Below are 19,729 nucleotides of genomic sequence, written 5' to 3' on the forward strand. Positions count from 1 at the left end.
TCAGCTCCTCGGATCAAACGCATCTCGGCAAGCCTCACCGATGAAAACCAGCAACGACAAAATCAACGCCAAGGCAAAAAACGCCGTCAGCCCCAGCCATGGCGCTTGCAGATTGCGCTTGGCCTGGCCAATCAGTTCACCCAGCGACGCCGTGCCCGCTGGCATGCCGAAACCGAGAAAGTCCAGTGCAGTCAGCGTGGCGATGGCGCCCGTCAGAATGAACGGCAGGTAGGTGAGGGTGGAGGTCATCGCGTTGGGCAGAATGTGCCGGCGCATCAGCTCGCTGTCGGTCAGGCCCAGCGCCCGTGCGGCTTTGACGTATTCCAGATTGCGCCCCCGGAGAAACTCGGCGCGCACCACATCGACCAGCGCCAGCCACGAAAACAGCGCCATGATCCCCAGCAGCCACCAGAAACTCGGCGAGACGAATCCGGACAAAATGATCAGTAGATACAGCACCGGCAGCCCCGACCAGATCTCCAGCACCCGCTGCCCGAGCAAGTCGACCCAGCCGCCGTAATAGCCCTGCAACGCTCCGGCAACAATGCCGATCAGTGCACTGATACCGGTCAGGATCAAGGCAAACAGAATTGAAATTCGTGTACCGAAAATCACCCGCGCCAACACGTCGCGCGCCTGATCGTCGGTGCCCAGCCAATTGCTGGAGGAGGGCGGACTCGGCGCGGGTTCGCTGAGGTCGTAATTGACCGTGTCGTAACTGAACGGGATCGGCGGAAACAGCATCCAGCCGCCCTGATCCTCGATCAGTTTGTGCACGTAGCCGCTGGCGTAATCCGGCTGGAACGGCAGTTCGCCGCCGAAATCGGTTTCCAGATAATCGCTGAGAATCGGGAAGTACAAGGCGTTGTGGTAGCGGATCACCAGCGGCTTGTCGTTGGCGATCAATTCGCCGCCGAGGCAGATCAGGCACAGGCCGATAAACAGCCACAATGACCAGCGACCGCGGCGATTGGCCTTGAACTGCGCAACGCGACGCTGACCGAGAGGAGAAAGAGTGAACATCAGGCAGTCCTCGCCGAGAAGTCGATGCGCGGGTCGAGCAGGGTGTAGCAGAGGTCGCCGATCAGCTTGATCAGCAGGCCGAACAGGGTGAACAGAAACAGCGCGCCGAACACCACCGGATAGTCCCGCGACACGGCCGCTTCGTAACTCATGCGGCCGAGGCCATCGAGGTCGAAGATGGTTTCGATCAACAGCGAGCCGGCGAAGAACACTTCGATCAGCGCCGACGGCACACCCGCGACCACCAGCAGCATCGCGTTGCGAAACACATGGCCATAGAGCACGCGCCTTTCGGTGAGGCCCTTGGCCCGTGCGGTGATCACGTATTGGCGGCTGATCTCGTTGAGGAAGCTGTTTTTGGTGAGGATGGTCAGCGTGGCGAAACCACCGATCACCAGCGCCGTCACCGGCAACACCAGATGCCAGAGATAGTCGCCGATCTTGCCCAAGGTGCTGAGGCTGTCGAAGTTATCCGAGACCAGCCCCTGCACCGGAAACCAGTTGACGTAGCTGCCACCGGCGAAGACCACGATCAGCAGAATGGCGAAGAGAAACGCTGGCATCGCATAACCGACGATGATCGCCGTGCTGCTCCAGACGTCGAACGAGCTGCCGTTCTTGATCGCTTTGCGAATGCCCAGCGGGATCGAAATCAGGTAAGTGATCAGCGTCGCCCACAGGCCCAGCGACAGCGATACCGGCAACTTCTGCGCGATCAGATCGGTGACCTTGGCGCCACGAAAGAAACTGCTGCCCAGATCCAGTTGCGCGTAGTTTTTCAGCATCAGCCACAGGCGTTCGTGCATGGGTTTGTCGAAGCCGTAATGGTGCTTGATCTCCTCGATCAGCGCAGGATCGAGGCCACGGCTACTGCGCCCGGCACCGCCCGTCGCGGCAACCTCGCCACCACCGCCCATGCTGTGCCCGCCGAAGCCTTGCAGTCGGGCGATGGCTTGCTCCACCGGGCCACCCGGCGCGGCCTGCACAATCAGAAAATTGACCACCAGAATGCACAGCAGCGTCGGGATGATCAGCAGCAAGCGTCGACTCAAATAACGCAGCATGTCACTGGCCCCCCGCGAGTTGGCTGTGCATCTGCTGAGCGGTCAACGGCTTCGTCGAGACCTCCCACCAGGTGTTGAGGCCTTCGTCGTACGCCGGTTGCACGGGCGGCATGCCGAAGCGGTTCTGATACACCGTCGGCGTGCCTTTGGAGTAGTAGTTGGGAATCATGTAGTAACCCCATTGCAGCACCCGGTCGAGGGCGCGGGCGTAATGCACCATGGCCTCGCGGGTATTGGCCTGCACGAGCCCGTCGATCAGTTGATCGACCGCCGGATTGGTCAGCACCATCGAGTTCGAACTGCCGATTTGCGTGGCACTTTGCGAGGCATAGAGGCTGTACAGCTCACGCCCCGGCGAGACGATCGGATCGCCACTGCGCGGGAAACTGGTGACGATCATGTCGTAGTCCCGGGCGTTGAGACGGTTGACGTATTGCGCCGAATCGATGCGCCGCAGATTGAGGGTGATGCCGATCTGCGCGAGGGTCCGTTTGAACGGCAGCAGCATGCGGTCGAAACCGCCCTGACCGTCGAGGAAAGTGAATTCCAGCGGCTCGCCGTCAGCGTTGACCAGACGATTGCCTTTCGCTGTCCAGCCCGCCTCGGCGAGCAGCTTCAAGGCTTGCAGTTGCTTGTCGCGGATGTAGCCGCTGCCGTCGGTTTTCGGTGCCACATACACCGTGGTGAAAACCTCGTCGGGGACCTGCCCGCGCAACGGTTCGAGGATCTTCAATTCTTCGGCATCCGGAAGCGCGGTGGCGGCCATTTCACTCTTCGGCCAGAAGCTGTTCTGGCGCACGTAGAAGCCGCGCATCATCTGCTTGTTGGTCCACTCGAAATCCCACAACAGGCTGATCGCCTGACGCACCCGGCGATCCTGAAAGATCGGGTTCTGCAGGTTGAACACGAAACCTTGGGCGGCGGTCGGTTTTTCCGGCGCCAGAATCGACTGTTGCAAGCGCCCGTCACGCAGCGCCGGACTGTCGTAACCGACCACGTATCCGGAGGAGGAAAACTCGCGGTTGTAGTCGAACGCACCGGCCTGCAACAGCTGGCGGGCGACATCGGTGTCGCCGTAGAAATTCACCGTGAGGTTATCGAAGTTGTACATGCCGCGACTGACCGGCAGGTCTTTGCCCCACCAATCCGCCTCCCGTTCGAAACTGATGCTGCGCCCGGCGTCGACCTTGCTCACCCGGTACGGGCCGCTGCCCAACGGTGGCTCGAAACCGCCGCCATTGGCGAAGTCGCGGGTTTTCCACCAGTGCTCGGGGACGATACGCATCGTCGCCAGGTCCAGCGCGAGGGTGCGGTTGAGGTTGTTCTTGAAGGTGAAACGCACCTGCCGGGGGCCTTCGATCATTACGTCCTGCACGTCGGCGTATTGCTGGCGATAGCTCAGGCTGCCCTTGGTCATCAGCAGGTTGAAGGTGTAGCGCACGTCTTCGGCGGTGATGGGCGTGCCATCGGCGAAGCGTGCCTTGGGATTCAGGGTGAAACGTACCCAAAGGCCCTGAGGATCGCGCTCCATCTGTTGCGCGACCAGCCCGTAGACGGTGTAGGGCTCGTCGAGCGAGCGAAACGCCAGGGGCGAATACACCCAGTCGTTGACCTGCACCACGGAAATGCCCTGATCGGCATACGGCGCGATGTAGTTGTACTGGCCGATTTCCATCGACGCGCGGCTGAGCGATCCACCTTTGGGCGCGTGCGGATCGACGAAATCGAAATGCTCGAAGTTCGCCGGATACTTCGGCGCCTCGCCGTACACCGTCATCGCGTAGCTGCCGCCGGCCAATGCGGGAACGACGTTGCAGAGCAACGCACCGCCGAACAGCAGCGCAGCCATGTTGCGCAAAAACCTCATGAAATCACTCCTCAATTCCTGAATGCACACAGATCAAACTGTAGGAGTGAGCCCTGTGGTGAGGGGATTTATCCCCGACCGGCTGCGAAGCAGCCGCAAATCCATCGCATGCGGTGTTTCAGATAATCCGCAGTTGCAGGTTTTGGGGGGCGCTTCGCACCCCGTCGGGGATGAATCCCCTCACCACAAAAGCCCGTTCCCACAAGGGTTTCGTGGTGTTCCGGGTTAGAAGTGGTAAGTCATGCGCGCAAACAAGGTGCGGCCCAGCGGGTCGGTGTAGCGCGGGTCATAACCGCTCTGGAAGTTGTAAGCCTGGTTGGAGAACGGCGGGTTGCGGTCAAACACGTTCTTCATCCCGGCATCGACATCCAGCACCTTGTTGAAGGTGTAACCGGCCGACAGGTCCCACACCGAATACGACGCCACGCGTGCGTGGGTATCGCGGTCGTAGTCGTTGTAACCGGTGGTGAAGCGGTTGGTCAGCGACGCTCGCGCCGCGCCGAAGGTCCAGCTGCCGGTGAGGTTGTGCTTCCAGCGGGCAATCACGCCGTCACCCTCGAAGTCGCCAACCTTGTCGGTGAACGGGCCTTTGATCGTGCTCTGGAAGTCGTACTCGTCGACGTAGGTGCCTTGCAGCCCCAGACCGAACTGGCCGTACGGGGTGTTCGGGAAGCGATAGTCGAGCGACACGTCGACACCGTTGGTTTCGACGATGCCGAGGTTGGCGTTGCCGGTGACGATGTAATTGAGCGTGCCATCGGCGTTGCGCACGAAGCGATCCGGGTAGCTGCCGGCCTGATCAAACACGGTGGATTCCGGGAACGGCTGGATCTGGTTGGAGATGTGAATCCACCAGAAATCCAGGCCGACCGACAAGTTGCTGATCGGCTGATACACGAAGCCTAGGGTCACGTTGCGCGCTTTCTCCGGGGCCAGATCTTCGTTGCCGCCGATCTGGTTGAGGAACTGCTGACCGCAATCGCGTCCGCCGTTGCCGCCCGGTTGCACCACGCCGCCGGTACACAGCACCGGGTCGTTGTAGTAGCCCTGGGTGTAGGTGATGCTGCGCGGCGAATACAACTCATACAGCGACGGTGCACGGAAACCTTCGCTGTAGGCGCCACGCACCACCAGTTCTTTCAGCGGCTGATAGCGGAACGAGTATTTCGGGTTGGTGGTGCTGCCGAAGTCGCTGTATTTGTCGTGGCGCACGGCGGCCGAGAGTTCGAGGCTGTCGAGCACCGGTACGTTGATTTCGGCGTACGCGGCTTTGACGCTGCGATCACCCTCGACGCTGCCGGCCGGGTCGATGCCGAGGCTCTGGATGTCGCCGGCGAACGACTCGAAGTCCTGATGGAATTTCTCTTTGCGATACTCGCCACCCAAGGCCAGACCGGACGGGCCGGCACCGAACCAGTCGCCGATTTCACGGCTGATCCGTCCGTCGAAACCGGCCACACGGCCGACAGCGGTGGAGTAGGCGCCGTGGTACGCGGCAGCGTCGATGTACTGCTGGCCGGCAGCGGACTGCGGGCCGAACGGGTTGAGCAAACCGCTGGCCAGACCGGCGATCATCGCCTGATCGCTGACATAACCACTGGTGACGCTGGAGACGATTTTGTTCTGGTTGTACGAGGCGCCGACGTTGTAATCCCAGCCGCCGACCAGACCGTCGAAACTCAACAGAAAGCGCTGGCTGGTGTTCTGGTCTTTCGATTCACGCGGGCCGGCGGCGGTTTCACGCCAGTTGACGTCGACCGGTTGCGTCGGGTCGAGGGCAAAGCCGGTTGGCGCCGGGGTGATGCCGTTGCCCGGATAGTAGGGCGACGAGGAATCCAGGCTCAGCCCGGTCAACGGCGCCGGGCCGACGGCGGTGGCGTTGTTGTTGCGCGACCAGAAGTATTCGAGATTGACGTTGTGGTCGTCGCTGAGTTTGCCGGTGGTCTTGCCGAAGAACGAGGTCTTCTCGGTTTGCGGCACCAGGTCGATGTATTCGCGGGTGCTGAAGCGGCACAGGCCATCGCGGGCGATCAGATTGGGGCCGTTGCAATTGCTGTTGGCCAGCGGGTTGGTGGCGTTGCCGTTCTGGCTGTAGTTGCCGGGGAACGCGGTGCCGGACGTCTGATCGAGACCGCGACCGGGCGCGTAGTCGGTGGCGAACGAGCGGTCGTTGGCGTCGAGGTTCTGCTGCTTGTTGTAGTTGAACACGCCGAGGACGTTGAAGCGGTCTTCTTCCAGATCGCCGTAGCCCCAACTGGCGCTCATGTCTTTGGTCGCACCGCCGCCGCTGTGGGTCGGGGTTTCGCCACCGAGGGTGAGTTGGCCGTCGGTCAGGGATTTCTTGGTGATGAAGTTGATCACGCCGCCGATGGCGTCAGTGCCGTACAGCGCCGACGCGCCGTCGCGCAGCACTTCCACGCGCTCGATGGCGGCGAACGGGATCATGTTCAGATCCACCGCGCCGCCGGCCGAGTTGGTGCCCGACAAGGCATTGTTGGCCAGGCGTCGACCGTTGAGCAGCACCAGCGTCTTGTTCGCGCCGATGCCGCGCATGTCGGCGAACGAGGCGCCGCCAGTTGCTGAACCAACCGAGCCGGCACTGTTGTTGATCGACTGGCTGCCGGTGATGCGCTGCACCAGTTCGGCGGTGGTGGTCACGCCCTGTTTACGCAGTTCATCGGCCTTGAGAATGGTGATCGGCACGGCCGTCTCGGCATCGACCCGGCGAATCGCCGAACCCGTCACTTCCACCCGTTGCAGTTGCGTGGTGGGCGCAACCACCGCCGCAGCGGCCGGAACGGCAACGTTGTCGTCCTCGGCCGCTTGCACGGTCCCGGCGCCCATCCCCATGGCCACCAGATACAACGGAACAAAACGGTGACGAGAAATCGTGGCCACCAAAGGTTTGAGCGTAAAGCGTGGAGTGTTCATCAGCATGGTTGTTTCCGACTTTGTTAGACGTTATCGAAATGGCCTTGTGAGCCCTGATTGCGCAGGTCACGGTGGTGCCGCGCCGCGAAAAACCACTTTCTTCAAGCAAGCCGATCCCCTCCGAAGACGCGTAGCGTTTTTTCGGTCGGCCGAGTGCGACGGGATTTCTTCAGCGGTGCCGGGCGCGTGTTTTCAGTGCGCGCCCGACACCGCACTCAGTGGGTGGTCATCACCGAAATCTTGCTGATGCCCGAGCGTTCGATGGACGCCATGGCCTTGGCCACCTGGCCGTAATTCACCGAGGAATCGGCCTGGAGCTGGACGCGGACTTCGGCGTCCTTGGCCTTGACCTCCTTGAGGCTGGCCTCCAGGGATTCCGGGGCCAGTTCGGTTTTGGCCAGATAGAACTTGCCGTCCTGATCGACGCTGACCACCACCGGGTCCTTTTTCTCGGCGGGGGCGACGGCGTCGGTTTTCGGCAGGTTCACTTTGATCGCGTTGGTCATCAGCGGCGCGGTGACGATGAACACCACCAGCAGCACGAGCATTACGTCGACCAGCGGCGTGACGTTCATTTCGCTGAGCACTTCATCGCTGTCCTGAGTGGAAAAAGACATCAGCTGGCCTCCCGCACGGCGGCTGTGGTTTTGCTGGCGATGGCCTGACGGCTGATGGAAAACGCACTGCGCGAGGCGAGGGCGTCGAAGTCGTGGGCGAAGTCATCCATGTCCGCCGAAGCGAGTTTCAGACGACGCAGGAAGAAGTTGTAAATCAACACCGCCGGCACCGCGACCGCGATACCCACGCCGGTGGCGATCAACGCGTGACCGATAGGCCCGGCGACCGCTTCAAGGCTGGCCGAACCGGTTTCGCCGATGCTTTTCAGCGCTTCCATGATTCCCCACACGGTGCCGAACAGACCAATGAACGGCGCGGTGCTGCCGATACTGGCGAGGATTGCCTGGCCGTTTTCCAGCGAGCGGCGCTCCTTCTGAATCTGCTGGCGCAGGTTGCGTTCCAGTCGATCCGAGCGGTTGATGGTGTGTGCCAGTTGTTGCGTGGTACGTGGCGAATCCTCCACCAGCAGCGCCTCGAAACCGCTGCTGGCGATGCGCGCCAGCGAGCCCGGATACTGGCTGGCGTGCTCGGCGGCGGTGAGCAGATCCGGCGCGCCCCAGAAGGCTTTGCTGAATTGTTTGTTCTGCGCTTTCTGCCGCAGGTATTGCGCCGACTTGACCAGCAGAATCGCCCAGCTGACCACGGAAAACAGCACCAGACCCCAGAGCACACCGGGGACAATCATCGAAGACAAATCGTTCATGGTTACACCTCGCTTGCGTTATTCGGTTGTGCGTTGATTGAGTGTTGGTTATTGCGGCAATTTGAAATCGATGGTCTGGGTGGCGAAGCCGTCAATCGGCGTGTCACCGCGCTTGGCCGGAATAAACTTCCAGTTCTTCACCGCCGCGACAGCCGCGTCATCCAGTTGCGGCTTGCCGCTGGACTTGGTGACTGTCACTGAACCGGCGCGACCGTTGGCCAGCACCTGAATGCGCAGCACCACGCTGCCTTCCCAGTTGCGCCGCAGCGCCAGCGACGGGTATTCCGGTGGTGGGTTGCCGAGGCTGGCGAGGCCGGAAATCGCTGCCGATTCCTTCACCGGGCCTGGTGCTGCGGCCGGAGCCGGTGGCGCGCTTGGTGTGGCCGGCGCAGCAGGGGCGGCCGGTTGTGCCGGAGCGGGCGGCGCTTTCGGCGGCTCGACTTTCTTCACCGGTTTTGGCTTCTCGACCGGTTTCGGTTTCTCGATGGGCTTGGGCTTTTCCACCGGTTTCGGCGGTGGCTTGACCGCGTCTTCGTCTTCCACCGGTTGCTCGGGTTCGGGCGGTGGTGGCGGCGGTGGCGGTGGTTCCGGCGTCGGCGGAGCGGGTGGCGTCGGGCTGGTCAGCTCGACGGTCATTTCCGGGATCTGTGGCGGCGTCGGCAACGGCTCCGGTCGCGATTGCTGGAGAAACCACCAGGTACCGCCATGTATCAGCGCCGACACGGCGACCAACAAGACCATTTGCTGTTTGTTCAACCCGCCGGGTTGCGAGGTATTGGCTTTAAAGGCCGGCCTGCCCGGTGGCGGCGGGACCGGCGCTTCCCGCAACGGCCCCGGCAGGGTTCTGTGCTTTACCGCATCGTTCATTAAAGCTCCCTCGGGTTGATGAAGGGCAATAAGCTGCCGTCCGAACATGTGGGTCATGTTCGAGTGGATGGGTGTAACTTTCTTTTGGGTGTGCAGAAGCCGATAGTTGAACTATCCGGTTAACAAGGCTTGTGCAACTTACTGGCTCAGCGCCATCGACTTCGTCGGTTCATTACCCATTCCCTGGTGTTGTTCTATAGGTAGGAGCTGCCGCAGGCTGCGATCTGTTGATCTTGTTTTAAATGATCAAGATCAGATCAAGGTCAACAGATCGCAGACTTCTCGAATTGTGTTTTGCAACCGCTGTGCCAAATGTTGCTGGAATGTAGGTGGGTTATTTCATTGATGTTACCCATGTCGCATTTATATAAGTTTCGTTGGCTAGCCTGTTTATCTTCGGCGCATACAATCCCGTCGCCGCGTACGCAGCGGCTTTTTTCAGGGCGAGTCTGGCCGTGTGCTCTATCTCGCGGATTGGCGAGGCAGAGCGGCAAATCTCGTGTCAGTCGGGGCACTTGCTGGTGCGCCGCGGACTGATTTGGTGCGGGTCAATGTTTTAGCGGGTCACAGCGGCTATTCCTTGTTCTTGTTTAAATGAAATCAATGCCTGAGTCTTTGCTTAGTTGCAGTCGTTGGTGCAGTTTTGGTGCAAATATAAAACAGCTGAAGTTATTGTCTGACAATCCAGCTGAAGACTGATTAGTGCATGGCTCGCGCAATGATATTCAGCGTTGTATTTAAAAAATAAATAAGACTGTGCGCTCGGCGGATAACTCATCGCCGAGCACAGTGGGGGTATTGGGTTAGGTAATACAGTAAACGCGCAGGTGGCCGGTGCTGTTCAGATGAACTCGGCTGTTGGCGTAAAGAGATGCAAAGGCAGTGATGCGGCAGAACGATTGAAGATTCACGCGGTGAACTCCTTGTTGCCAGCCCGGATACACGAACTTTTGGTTCGGTATCGCACCTTACAAGAACGCGGATAGCGTTCGATGATTGCTCTTGGTGCGGGATGGGCACCGTAAGCGCTGTTTTGCGAGGGTTGAATTCGCAAGTGGCGAGTGCATGGGAAAAACGTGCCAAAAGCGATACACAGCCCAGAAACTTCTCCAATTGAGCAGCAGCCATCTATCCTTGGCGAGTGACTTTTGTGGTGAGGGGATTCAGCGAAACGTCGCACCGCCCCGATGGCCCGCGCAGCGGTTCAAAAACCAGGCAGCGCTGTTTGCATGACACACCGCGTCGGACAATTTCAGGGCTGCTTCGCAACCCATCGGGGATAAATCCCCTCGCCACAGGTCATCAATCGAGAAGGGGGGAGTCATGTATCAGCTCTACGGACATCGAAATTCAGGCGCAGCCGCCATCGAGGCCGCGCTGGAGTTGTGCCAGATCGCCTATCGCTTCATTGATATCGAAGCCAGTGCCGAGGCTGCCGAGGCGCTGGCCAAGCTCAATCCGATGAAACAGATCCCGATCCTGCAGTTGCCCGACGGCAGTGCGATCACCGAGAGTGCGGCGATCCTGATTCATCTGGGCCTGACGTTTCCTCAGTCCGGCCTGCTGCCGGCGCAGGCAGCCGCTCGCGATCAGGCGATTCGCGGTCTGGTTTACATCGTCAGCAACTGTTACGCGGCGATCGGCGTCATCGATTATCCGGAGCGCTGGCTGCTGATGCCTGACGAAGCGTCACGGCAAAACCTGATGGCTGGCGCGCGTGAGCGCTTGCACTGGAGTTGGGAGGTGTTTGCCGACCAGTTTTCCGCCGAGTTGTATCTGGATGACGAAACACCGGGGGCGCTGGATGTGCTGGCGGCGGTGGTGACGCGCTGGGCCGGCAGCCGCGAGCATTTGCGTCAGGCGCGACCGGGGTTCTATGCGTGGTTGCAGCGGATTGACCGGCACCCGGTGCTGGCACCGGTCTTTGCCCGGCATTGGCCAGCCTGAACCCACCCCATATCCACATGTAGGAGTGAGCCCTGTGGCGAGGGGATTTAGCGAAGCGTCGCACCGCCCCGATGGACTGCGCAGCAGACCCTGTTTATTTGGGGGTGCTTCGCGCCCCATCGGGGATAAATCCCCTCGCCACAGGGCTCACTCCTGCGGGGGGGGATCTTGAGGGGTTTATTCCCCGCGAATGTATTGCTCCAGCTGCTTGATCAGCTCAGCCTGTTCGGCAATCGCTTCCTTGACCAGGTCACCAATCGACAGCAGGCCGATCAGCTTGCCGTTCTCCACCACCGGCAAGTGGCGCAGGCGTTTGTCGGACATGATGCCCAGGCAGGTATCGACGGTCTGGTGGGGGTCGACGGTGATAACGTTCGACACCATGATGTCGCGCACCGGCGTGCCCACCGAAGAGCGGCCATGCAGCACCAGTTTGCGCGCGTAATCGCGTTCGCTGATGATGCCGACCACTTCGTCGTTTTCCACTACCAGCAAGGCGCCGACGTTTTTCTCGGCCATCTTCATCAGCGCTTCGAGCACCATGTGATCAGGTTTGATCTGGTGCACTTCCTGATTTTTCTGATCTTTGAGCTTGAGCAGTTGGGCGACGGTCTTCATGGCGGTTACTCAGGTGTTGTCGTTGTTATCCAAGCATCGTAGACGCAAGCGCGCAGAGCAAGGTGGCAAAGCGGCAGATAGCACGCAAAAAACGTCATTTACTGAAAATACCTACCCTGAGCCTTTGTGAAATGGAGTTCCTGTGGCGAGGGGATTTATCTGTGGCGAGGGGATTTATCCCCGTTGGCCTGCGCAGCGGGCCCAAAAACAGACAACCGGGTTTTCCTGATACACCGTGTCGGATGGTTTTGGGGCTGCTTCGCAACCCAACGGGGATAAATCCCCTCGCCACAGTTAAATCCTCTCATCACAAAGTAGCCAAACTGAAAACGCGGGCGATGAAGGGGCAGCGTAGAATGCCCCACTGTTTCAATTCCTGAGGTCGCAGTGGTGGATTTACAGCAGGGCTTCGTCCTGACCCGGCATTGGCGCGATACCCCGGCGGGCACCGAAGTCGAGTTCTGGCTAGCGACCGACGCCGGGCCGCGCCGTGTGCGCTTGCCGCATCAGCCGTCGGTGGCGTTTATCCCAGCCGAGCAGCGTGAAGCGGCCGAACGCTTGCTGCACGACGAAAAGAATGTCGAACTGCGCCCGTTGGCCCTGCAGGACTTCGAACATCGTCCGGTGCTGGGCCTGTATTGCCAGCAACACGGCCAGTTGATGCGCCTGGAAACCGCGCTCAACCGTAACGGTGTCGATGTCTTCGAAGCCGATGTGCGCCCGCCGGAACGCTATCTGATGGAGCGTTTCATCACCGCGCCGGTGCTGTTCAACGGTACAGCCGACAACGACGGCGTATTGCTCAACGCGCAATTGAAACCCGACCCCAAGTACCGGCCGACACTGCGCCTGGTCTCGCTCGACATCGAAACCACCGAGACCGGTGAGTTGTATTCCATCGCCCTGGAAGGCTGCGGCGAGCGCCAGGTGTACATGCTCGGCGCGCCGAACGGTGACGCCAGCATTGTCGATTTCGACCTCGAATACTGCGACTCGCGCACGCTCATCCTGAAGAAACTCAATGACTGGTTCGCGCTGCACGACCCCGACGCGATCATCGGCTGGAACGTCGTGCAATTCGATCTGCGCATCCTCCACGAACACGCACGGCGCCTCGGCGTGCCGCTGAAGATCGGCCGTGGCGGCGAAGAGATGCAATGGCGCGAACACGGCAGTCGCAACCACTACTTCGCTTCGGCGGCGGGGCGGCTGATCATCGACGGCATCGAATCCCTGCGTTCGGCAACCTGGAGTTTCCCTTCGTTCAGCCTCGAAAACGTTGCGCAGACCCTGCTTGGCGAAGGCAAGTCCATCGACAATCCTTACCAGCGCATGGACGAGATCAACCGCATGTTCGCCGAGGATAAACCGGCGCTCGCCAAGTACAACCTCAAGGACTGCGAACTGGTCACGCGGATCTTCGCCAAGACCGAACTGCTGACGTTCTTGCTTGAGCGCGCCAGCGTCACCGGCCTGCCGGCGGATCGCAGCGGCGGCTCGGTGGCGGCGTTCACCCATTTGTATATGCCGCTGATGCATCGACAGGGTTTCGTCGCGCCGAACCTGGGCACTAACCCGCCGCAGGCCAGCCCTGGTGGTTTCGTCATGGACTCGCAACCGGGCCTTTATGAGTCGGTGTTGGTGCTTGATTACAAGAGCCTGTATCCGTCGATCATCCGCACCTTTCTGATCGACCCGGTGGGGCTGATCGAAGGTTTGCAGCACCCGGACGATGCCGATTCAGTGCCGGGTTTCCGCGGCGCACGTTTCTCGCGCAGCCGCCATTGTCTGCCGGCCATCGTCTCGCGAGTCGCCGAAGGTCGCGAGACTGCCAAACGCGAGCACAACGCGCCGCTGTCGCAAGCGCTGAAAATCATCATGAACGCCTTCTACGGCGTACTCGGTTCCAGCGGCTGCCGCTTTTTCGATACGCGCCTGGCGTCATCGATCACCTTGCGTGGCCACGAGATCATGCTGCGCACGCGCAAGCTGATCGAAGAGCAGGGCCACGCGGTGATTTACGGCGACACCGATTCGACCTTCGTCTGGCTGCGTCGCCCGCACGGGCAAGAAGAAGCGGCGAACATCGGTCATGCGCTGGTCAAGCACGTCAACGACTGGTGGCGGGCGCACGTGCGTGATGAGTTCGGGCTGGAGAGTGCCCTCGAATTGCAGTTTGAAATTCACTACAAACGCTTTCTGATGCCGACCATTCGGGGTGCGGAGGAGGGCAGCAAGAAGCGCTACGCCGGTCTGGTGACTCGCGCCGACGGTACTGAAGAAATGGTCTACAAAGGCCTGGAAACCGTGCGCACCGACTGGTCGCTGTTGGCCCGGCAATTTCAGCAGGAACTCTACGAGCGAATCTTCCAGCGCAAGCCGTATCAGGACTACGTGCGCGACTACGTGCGCAAAACCCTCGCCGGTGAATTCGATGATCGACTGGTCTACCGCAAGCGCCTGCGCCGCACTCTCGACGACTACGAACGCAACGTGCCGCCGCACGTGCGCGCGGCGCGGCTGGCCGATGATTACAACGCGCAACACGGGCGCCCACGGCAATACCAGAACGGCGGCTGGATCAGCTACGTCATCACCCTGGCCGGCCCCGAGCCGCTGGAAGTGCGTCGTGCCGCCATCGACTACGACCACTACATCACCCGGCAACTGCAACCGGTGGCGGATGCGATCCTGCCGTTTGTCGACGACGACTTCTCAACCCTGATCGGCGGGCAGTTGGGCCTGTTTTGAGTCGAGCAACTGCAGCGTCCATTCATCGAGAATGCCGTGGAAGTAACGCTCCAGAGCCTGATTGAATAAGCAGTCTTCAGCGGCAAACTGGGCGAACAGCGTCATTGAAGAATGAAATTTCAGGTCATCGGGATGGCCGAAAATCTCGGCAATCGAACGCTGCTGCACATTCAACACCAGTTGCGTGCAGGTGCGCAGCCGCGCGCCGAGCAATGGGTGATCCAGATAGGCGCGGGTTTCGGCGGCCGAGCCGATGGCGAAGCGTCGGGACATTTCGCTGCCGCCCAATCCGGCGAACTGCGGGAAGACAAACCACATCCAGTGGCTGCGTTTGCGGCCTTCGTCGAGTTCGCGCTGGACCCGTTCGAACACCGGGTCCTGGGCCTGGACAAAACGTTGCAGATTGAACGGGTCGTACTGATCAGTGCTTCTCATCGCGAAGCCCTCGCCAGCCGCTGGCTCAGACCATGGCCAGCCGCTGCTTGCGTTGTGGCGCTTGAAACGCCTGGTCCAGCGCCGCCAGATCCCCGGCCTCCAGTTGCAGCTGCGCCGCTTGTGCATTGAGTTGCACATGTTCCGGTCGCACAGCCTTGGGAATCGCAATCACACCATCCTGACGCAGAATCCACGCCAGCGAAACCTGTGCGGGGGTTACCCCATGACGAATGGCAATCTGATTCAGCAGCGGTTCAGCCAGCATCGCGCCGCCCTGGCCAATCGGACAGTAGGCCATCAACGGCATGCGCTGGTGTTGGCACCACGGCAGCAGATCGAATTCGATGCCGCGTTCCTCCAGGTTGTAGAGCACCTGATTGGTCGCGCAGGCTGAACTCGAGAGTTCTTCGAGATCGTCGACGTCGAAATTCGACACGCCCCAACGACCGATCTTGCCGTCCTCGCGCAGGCGTTCGAACGCCTCGACGGTTTCTTCCAGCGGATACTGGCCGCGCCAATGCAGCAGATAGAGGTCGATGTAATCGGTGCCGAGCCGGCGCAGGCTGCGTTCGCAGGCCTGTGGGATGCCTTTGCGGCTGGCGTTGTGCGGGTAGACCTTGCTGACCAGAAACACCTGATCGCGAATACGGGCAATGGCTTCGCCAACGACTGTTTCGGCACCGCCCTCGGCGTACATCTCCGCCGTATCGATCAGGGTCATGCCCAACTCGATACCCGTGCGCAGCGCCGCCACTTCACGCGTGTGCGCCGAACGGTCTTCACCCATGCGCCAGGTGCCCTGGCCAATCACCGGCACCTGCACGCCGGCCAATTCGAGGGTACGCATGCAAACCTCCTAGCTGAAAATGTCGATACCTTTAGTGGGCAGCAGGATAGCCCAGGGGTTCAAAAAGCAAAAAGATCGCAGCCTGCGGCAGCTCCTGCATCAGGTTCGGATTTCCCCTGTAGGAGCTGCCGCAGGCTGCGATCTTTTGATCTTCAGCTTTTATTTGGCGGAGAACTTCAACACCACGCTGTGGCTGTAAGTCTGCCCCGGATCCAGCCGAGTACTCGGGAAGTTCGGCTGGTTCGGTGAGTCCGGATAGTGCTGCGTTTCCAGGGTAAACGCGCCCCAATGCGGATACACCTTGCCGCCCTTGCCCTTGACCGTGCCGTCGAGGAAGTTGCTGGTATAGAACTGCACCCCCGGTTCCGTGGTAAACAACTGTAGAACACGACCGGACTGTGGGTCACTCACCTCAGTAGCAACTTTGCCGATGTCACCCTTGGTATCCAGCGCCCAGTTGAAATCAAACCCACCCTGTTTCGGCTCGGCGAATTTCAACTGCGGATGATCAGCCTTGATGTGCGTACCGATCGCCGTCGGTTTGCTGAAATCCATCGGCGTGCCCGCCACGGGCGCCAGTTCGCCGGTCGGGATCAATTTGGCGGTGACCGGGGTGTAATGGCTGGCGTGCAGGGTGGCGACCTGTTTGAGAATGTCGCCATTGCCGGCGCCGGCGAGGTTGAAGTAGCTGTGGTTGGTCAGGTTGAGCACGGTCGGTTTGTCGGTGCTGGCCTTGTAGTCGATGCGCAACTCGTTGTTGTCGGTGAGGCGATAGGTCACTTCGGTGGTGAGGTTGCCGGGGAAGCCCATTTCACCATCCGCCGACAGATACGTCAGGGTCACGCCGACTGAGTCCTTGTCTTTGGTTTCTTGTGCCTTCCAGACCTTTTTATCGAAGCCCAGCGTGCCGCCGTGCAGCGCGTTGGTCTTGTCGTTCTGCGGCACTTGATAGCGCTTGCCGTCGAGTTCGAATGCACCTTCGGCGAGGCGATTGCCGAAACGGCCGATGGTCGCGCCGAAGTAGGCAGTGCCTTTCTGGTAGCCCTGCACATCATCGAAACCGAGCACGACGTCGTCGAACTTGCCGTGCTTGTCCGCCACTTTCAGCGATTGCAGGGTCGCGCCGTAGGTGATGACGGTCGCTTGCATGCCGTGGCTGTTGCGCAGGATGTATTGCTCGACGGGCGTGCCGTCATTGGTTTTGCCGAAGGCTTTGTGTTCGGCGCTGAGGCCCGCCGCGTTGGCGGAAAGGGTGGCGATCATCAGAGAGAGTCCGAGGCCGGAGAGCAGGTGACGGGATTGAAGCATGGTTGACCTTCCTTTTTGTTTTTGTTTTTGAAACGGCGCGATCCCATGTAGGAGCTGCCGAAGGCTGCGATCTTTTGATTTTGGTTTTCAAAGGCAAGGTCAAAAGATCGCAGCCTGCGGCAGCTCCTACAGGGTAATTAGTCATGCTATTTTTGTGTTAAGTCAAAATTTATAGCTGGTTAATCGTTTATTTCAACAATAAAGAAAGACTAATTTGTGATGGGTAAATCACCGAAGGTCGGCTGATCAAACGCACCACTGCACTTTTTCGCAAACGACGGCTCTATCCATGGCCAGGATGCGGTGACTCCCGCCGCACAGGAATGTGCCTGTTCGAGAATTCATGCCGAGCGTTTTTCATCTGATCACTGTGTTTTTTCGCCGACCGTGCCTGCTGCTGGTGTGTTTGTCGTCGCTGCTGTTTAGCGGTTGCAGCCATCAGGACGGCAACGGTTTCTTCAATCAGATGCGTGAAGGCCAGCCGCAGGAATTTCTGCAGACCAGCGTCGATCGCATGGCGACGCTGGCGATGCGCGACAACCTCAACAGCCTCTACCACTTGATGGGCAAGCTGTATCTGCGCAATCCCGAAGAACTGCGCAAATCCGGTTTCCTCAACATCAACACGGCGGTGAAGCAGGTTCGCCTGGCCATCGAGCAGCAACAGCCGTTACCGGTGCTCGGCGGTCGCAAGGATCTGGCTGCGCTCAGCTATGCGATGAGCCCGGAGTTTCTCGGTGATCGCGTCGGCGCATTTATCTATGCGATCGGCAGCATGCTCGTGACCGCCCATGGCAATCGCATCGAGTTCTACATGACCGACGCGATCAATCCGACGTTCGTGCACAACGCTGCACGAAATATCGAAAAAGCCACGTGGATTTTGTCCCAGCGACAGAACAAGGAAGGCCAGCCGCTGTTGTTCTCCAACGAGATTTCGGAGGAGGGCAGCAACCTGAGCTTCGCCACCGAGTTCGGCAAAATTGTGGCGCGGCTGGACCTGATCACGCAGATGCTTGATGAGCGTTACCGGCGGATCGGCCTTAACTATGCACAGAGTTTGCTGTTCCTGAATTTCTTGCCGGTGCAGTGAGTTCAGTTGGGTGGTGATGAAAGTCGATGCAGCACAAGAGTTTGTGGTGCGCAGAGATCCAATGTGGGAGCGAGCCTGCTCGCGAAAGCGGTCTTTCAGGCGCTGAAGTGTTGCCTGATCCAGCGCATTCGCGAGCAGGCTCGCTCCCACATTGATCAAATAGCCAATGCGATTTTTGTATACAATTCGTCACCGCTATTGATCAAAAGGGAGCAGCACCCGTCATGACCGACCCCGCAAGCGCCGATTTCAGCCGCGTCGACCGCACCGCCCGTGCGGACAAACTGCCTTATGCCGCGTTGCTGGCGTTCGCCATGACCGGTTTCATCGCCATCCTCACCGAAACCCTGCCGGCCGGGCTGCTGCCGCAAATCGGCGCGGGCCTCAACGTCAGCGAAGTGCTCGCCGGGCAACTGGTGACGTTGTACGCGCTGGGTTCGATAGTCGCAGCGATCCCGCTGACCGTGGCCACGCGCGGCTGGCCTCGGCGGCGGGTGTTGTTGATGACGGTGGGCGGGTTTCTGCTGTTCAACACCATCACCACGGTTTCCAGCCATTACGGTCTGACCTTGGCTTCGCGCTTTCTCGCCGGGATGGCGGCGGGGCTGTCGTGGGGGATCATGGCCGGGTATGCGCGCGGGATAGTGCCGGTGCATCAGCAGGGGCGGGCGCTGGCAATCGCCATGCTCGGCACCCCGGTGGCGCTGTCGTTGGGCACACCGGCGGGGACGTGGCTGGGCAATCTGATCGGCTGGCGTGCGTCGTTCGGGATCATGTCGGCGCTGGCTCTGGTGCTGGCGGCGTGGATCGTCATTGCGGTGCCGGATCGACCGGGGCAGGCCAGTGACGAGCGTCTGCCATTGCTCGAATCGTTGCGTCTGCCGGGCGTGCGGCCGGTGTTGTTTGTGGTGCTGACGTGGATGCTCGGGCACAACATTCTCTACACCTACATCTCACCGTTTCTGATGCAGGCCGGTCTCGCCGACCGGGTCGATCTGGTGTTGCTGGTGTTTGGCCTGTGTTCGCTGGTGGGGATCTGGATCATCGGCCTGCTGGTGGATCGCTGGTTGCGCTGGCTGACGTTGATCAGCCTTGCGGTATTTGCACTGACGGCACTGGTGTTGGCGCTGATTGCGCCGTCACCGTTGCTCATTTATGCCTGTATGGCGGTGTGGGGCTTGTCGTTTGGCGGCTCGGCCACCTTGCTGCTGACTTCGGCGGCGGACTCGGCCGGTGAGCATGTCGACGTGGTGCAGGCGATGCTCACCACCTCCTGGAACGTAGCGATTGCCGGCGGTGGTTTGTTTGGCGGCTTGTTGCTGGACCGGGCAGGGGCGATGTCGTTTCCGTGGGCGCTGCTGATTCTGTCCCTCATCGCTTTGGCGACGGTGTGGATCAACAAGACCCACAGCTTCAAACCGGGGCGTCGCCAGCACTAATCTGCGCCTCACCAAATCCCCCCTGTAGGAGTGAGCCTGCTCGCGATAGCGTTGTGTCAGTCACTGAATCGGTCACTGATAAACCGCTATCGCGAGCAGGCTCACTCCTACAGTAAAGCGATTGCGAGTGCGATATGGCATAACGATAGACCGCATCGATATATGTGGTTATAAGAAAAATCGCTATGCTGCGGGCCAGATTTTTCCTGTCGTTTTTC

Annotated in this window: 15 protein-coding genes; 4 read left to right on the forward strand and 11 right to left on the reverse strand. The window is 60.1% G+C overall.

The window, feature by feature from the left end:
* The 7 genes from JFT86_RS16910 to JFT86_RS16940 form a co-directional block, all read right to left on the reverse strand.
* Nucleotides 1-1,023, reverse strand: coding sequence for an ABC transporter permease (locus JFT86_RS16910; RefSeq protein ID WP_201237551.1), 1,023 nt, complete (start codon nucleotides 1,021-1,023; stop codon nucleotides 1-3).
* Nucleotides 1,023-2,087 (reverse strand): microcin C ABC transporter permease YejB, encoded by a 1,065-nt coding sequence (yejB, locus tag JFT86_RS16915; protein ID WP_201237552.1) that lies wholly within the window; start codon nucleotides 2,085-2,087, stop codon nucleotides 1,023-1,025. The genes JFT86_RS16910 and yejB overlap by 1 nt, the downstream gene beginning before the upstream one ends.
* Before the next feature lies 1 nt (nucleotide 2,088).
* The gene (locus JFT86_RS16920) at nucleotides 2,089-3,954 is read right to left on the reverse strand and encodes an extracellular solute-binding protein (protein WP_201237553.1); all 1,866 of its coding nucleotides are present in this window, start codon (nucleotides 3,952-3,954) and stop codon (nucleotides 2,089-2,091) included.
* 225 nt (nucleotides 3,955-4,179) lie between these two features.
* Nucleotides 4,180-6,891, reverse strand: coding sequence for a TonB-dependent receptor (locus tag JFT86_RS16925; protein WP_201237554.1), 2,712 nt, complete (start codon nucleotides 6,889-6,891; stop codon nucleotides 4,180-4,182).
* A gap of 209 nt (nucleotides 6,892-7,100) precedes the next feature.
* A complete protein-coding gene (locus tag JFT86_RS16930; RefSeq protein ID WP_166226175.1) occupies nucleotides 7,101-7,502 on the reverse strand; it encodes a biopolymer transporter ExbD in 402 nt (133 codons plus the stop codon).
* Complete coding sequence (locus JFT86_RS16935; RefSeq protein WP_016983987.1) at nucleotides 7,502-8,206, reverse strand: MotA/TolQ/ExbB proton channel family protein; 705 nt, start codon at nucleotides 8,204-8,206, stop codon at nucleotides 7,502-7,504. The genes JFT86_RS16930 and JFT86_RS16935 overlap by 1 nt, the downstream gene beginning before the upstream one ends.
* A gap of 48 nt (nucleotides 8,207-8,254) precedes the next feature.
* A complete protein-coding gene (locus JFT86_RS16940) occupies nucleotides 8,255-9,073 on the reverse strand; it encodes an energy transducer TonB (protein ID WP_201237555.1) in 819 nt (272 codons plus the stop codon).
* A gap of 1,323 nt (nucleotides 9,074-10,396) precedes the next feature.
* On the opposite strand from JFT86_RS16940, the gene JFT86_RS16945 reads away from it, so the two are divergent.
* Nucleotides 10,397-11,020, forward strand: a complete 624-nt coding sequence (locus tag JFT86_RS16945) for a glutathione S-transferase N-terminal domain-containing protein (RefSeq protein ID WP_201237556.1) — start codon at nucleotides 10,397-10,399, stop codon at nucleotides 11,018-11,020.
* A gap of 177 nt (nucleotides 11,021-11,197) precedes the next feature.
* On the opposite strand, the gene JFT86_RS16950 is transcribed toward JFT86_RS16945, so the two are convergent.
* Entirely contained in the window at nucleotides 11,198-11,638 is a 441-nt protein-coding gene (locus JFT86_RS16950) for a CBS domain-containing protein (RefSeq protein WP_201237557.1), read from the reverse strand.
* 390 nt (nucleotides 11,639-12,028) lie between these two features.
* Here JFT86_RS16950 and JFT86_RS16955 point away from each other — a divergent pair, with 390 nt between their 5' ends.
* On the forward strand, nucleotides 12,029-14,389 hold the full coding sequence (locus tag JFT86_RS16955) for a DNA polymerase II (protein ID WP_201237558.1): 2,361 nt from the start codon (nucleotides 12,029-12,031) through the stop codon (nucleotides 14,387-14,389).
* On the opposite strand, the gene JFT86_RS16960 is transcribed toward JFT86_RS16955, so the two are convergent.
* The 3 genes from JFT86_RS16960 to JFT86_RS16970 all read right to left on the reverse strand — a co-directional run bounded on the left by JFT86_RS16960 (nucleotide 14,354) and on the right by JFT86_RS16970 (nucleotide 16,979).
* On the reverse strand, nucleotides 14,354-14,824 hold the full coding sequence (locus JFT86_RS16960; protein WP_201237559.1) for a DUF1810 domain-containing protein: 471 nt from the start codon (nucleotides 14,822-14,824) through the stop codon (nucleotides 14,354-14,356). The genes JFT86_RS16955 and JFT86_RS16960 overlap by 36 nt on opposite strands.
* 25 nt (nucleotides 14,825-14,849) lie before the next feature.
* On the reverse strand, nucleotides 14,850-15,671 hold the full coding sequence (locus tag JFT86_RS16965) for an aldo/keto reductase (RefSeq protein ID WP_201237560.1): 822 nt from the start codon (nucleotides 15,669-15,671) through the stop codon (nucleotides 14,850-14,852).
* A gap of 159 nt (nucleotides 15,672-15,830) precedes the next feature.
* Nucleotides 15,831-16,979: an aldose epimerase family protein gene (locus JFT86_RS16970; protein ID WP_095121167.1), complete on the reverse strand. Its 1,149-nt coding sequence runs from the start codon at nucleotides 16,977-16,979 to the stop codon at nucleotides 15,831-15,833.
* Nucleotides 16,980-17,322: 343 nt separating this feature from the next.
* Here JFT86_RS16970 and JFT86_RS16975 point away from each other — a divergent pair, with 343 nt between their 5' ends.
* Both JFT86_RS16975 and JFT86_RS16980 read left to right on the forward strand, forming a co-directional pair.
* Nucleotides 17,323-18,072, forward strand: a complete 750-nt coding sequence (locus JFT86_RS16975) for a hypothetical protein (RefSeq protein ID WP_201237561.1) — start codon at nucleotides 17,323-17,325, stop codon at nucleotides 18,070-18,072.
* A 224-nt stretch (nucleotides 18,073-18,296) separates the two neighbouring features.
* Nucleotides 18,297-19,511: an MFS transporter gene (locus tag JFT86_RS16980; protein ID WP_201237562.1), complete on the forward strand. Its 1,215-nt coding sequence runs from the start codon at nucleotides 18,297-18,299 to the stop codon at nucleotides 19,509-19,511.
* Nucleotides 19,512-19,729 lie beyond the last annotated feature (218 nt).

The sequence above is a fragment of the Pseudomonas sp. TH06 genome, from assembly GCF_016651305.1.
In the GTDB taxonomy this organism is placed as follows: domain Bacteria; phylum Pseudomonadota; class Gammaproteobacteria; order Pseudomonadales; family Pseudomonadaceae; genus Aquipseudomonas.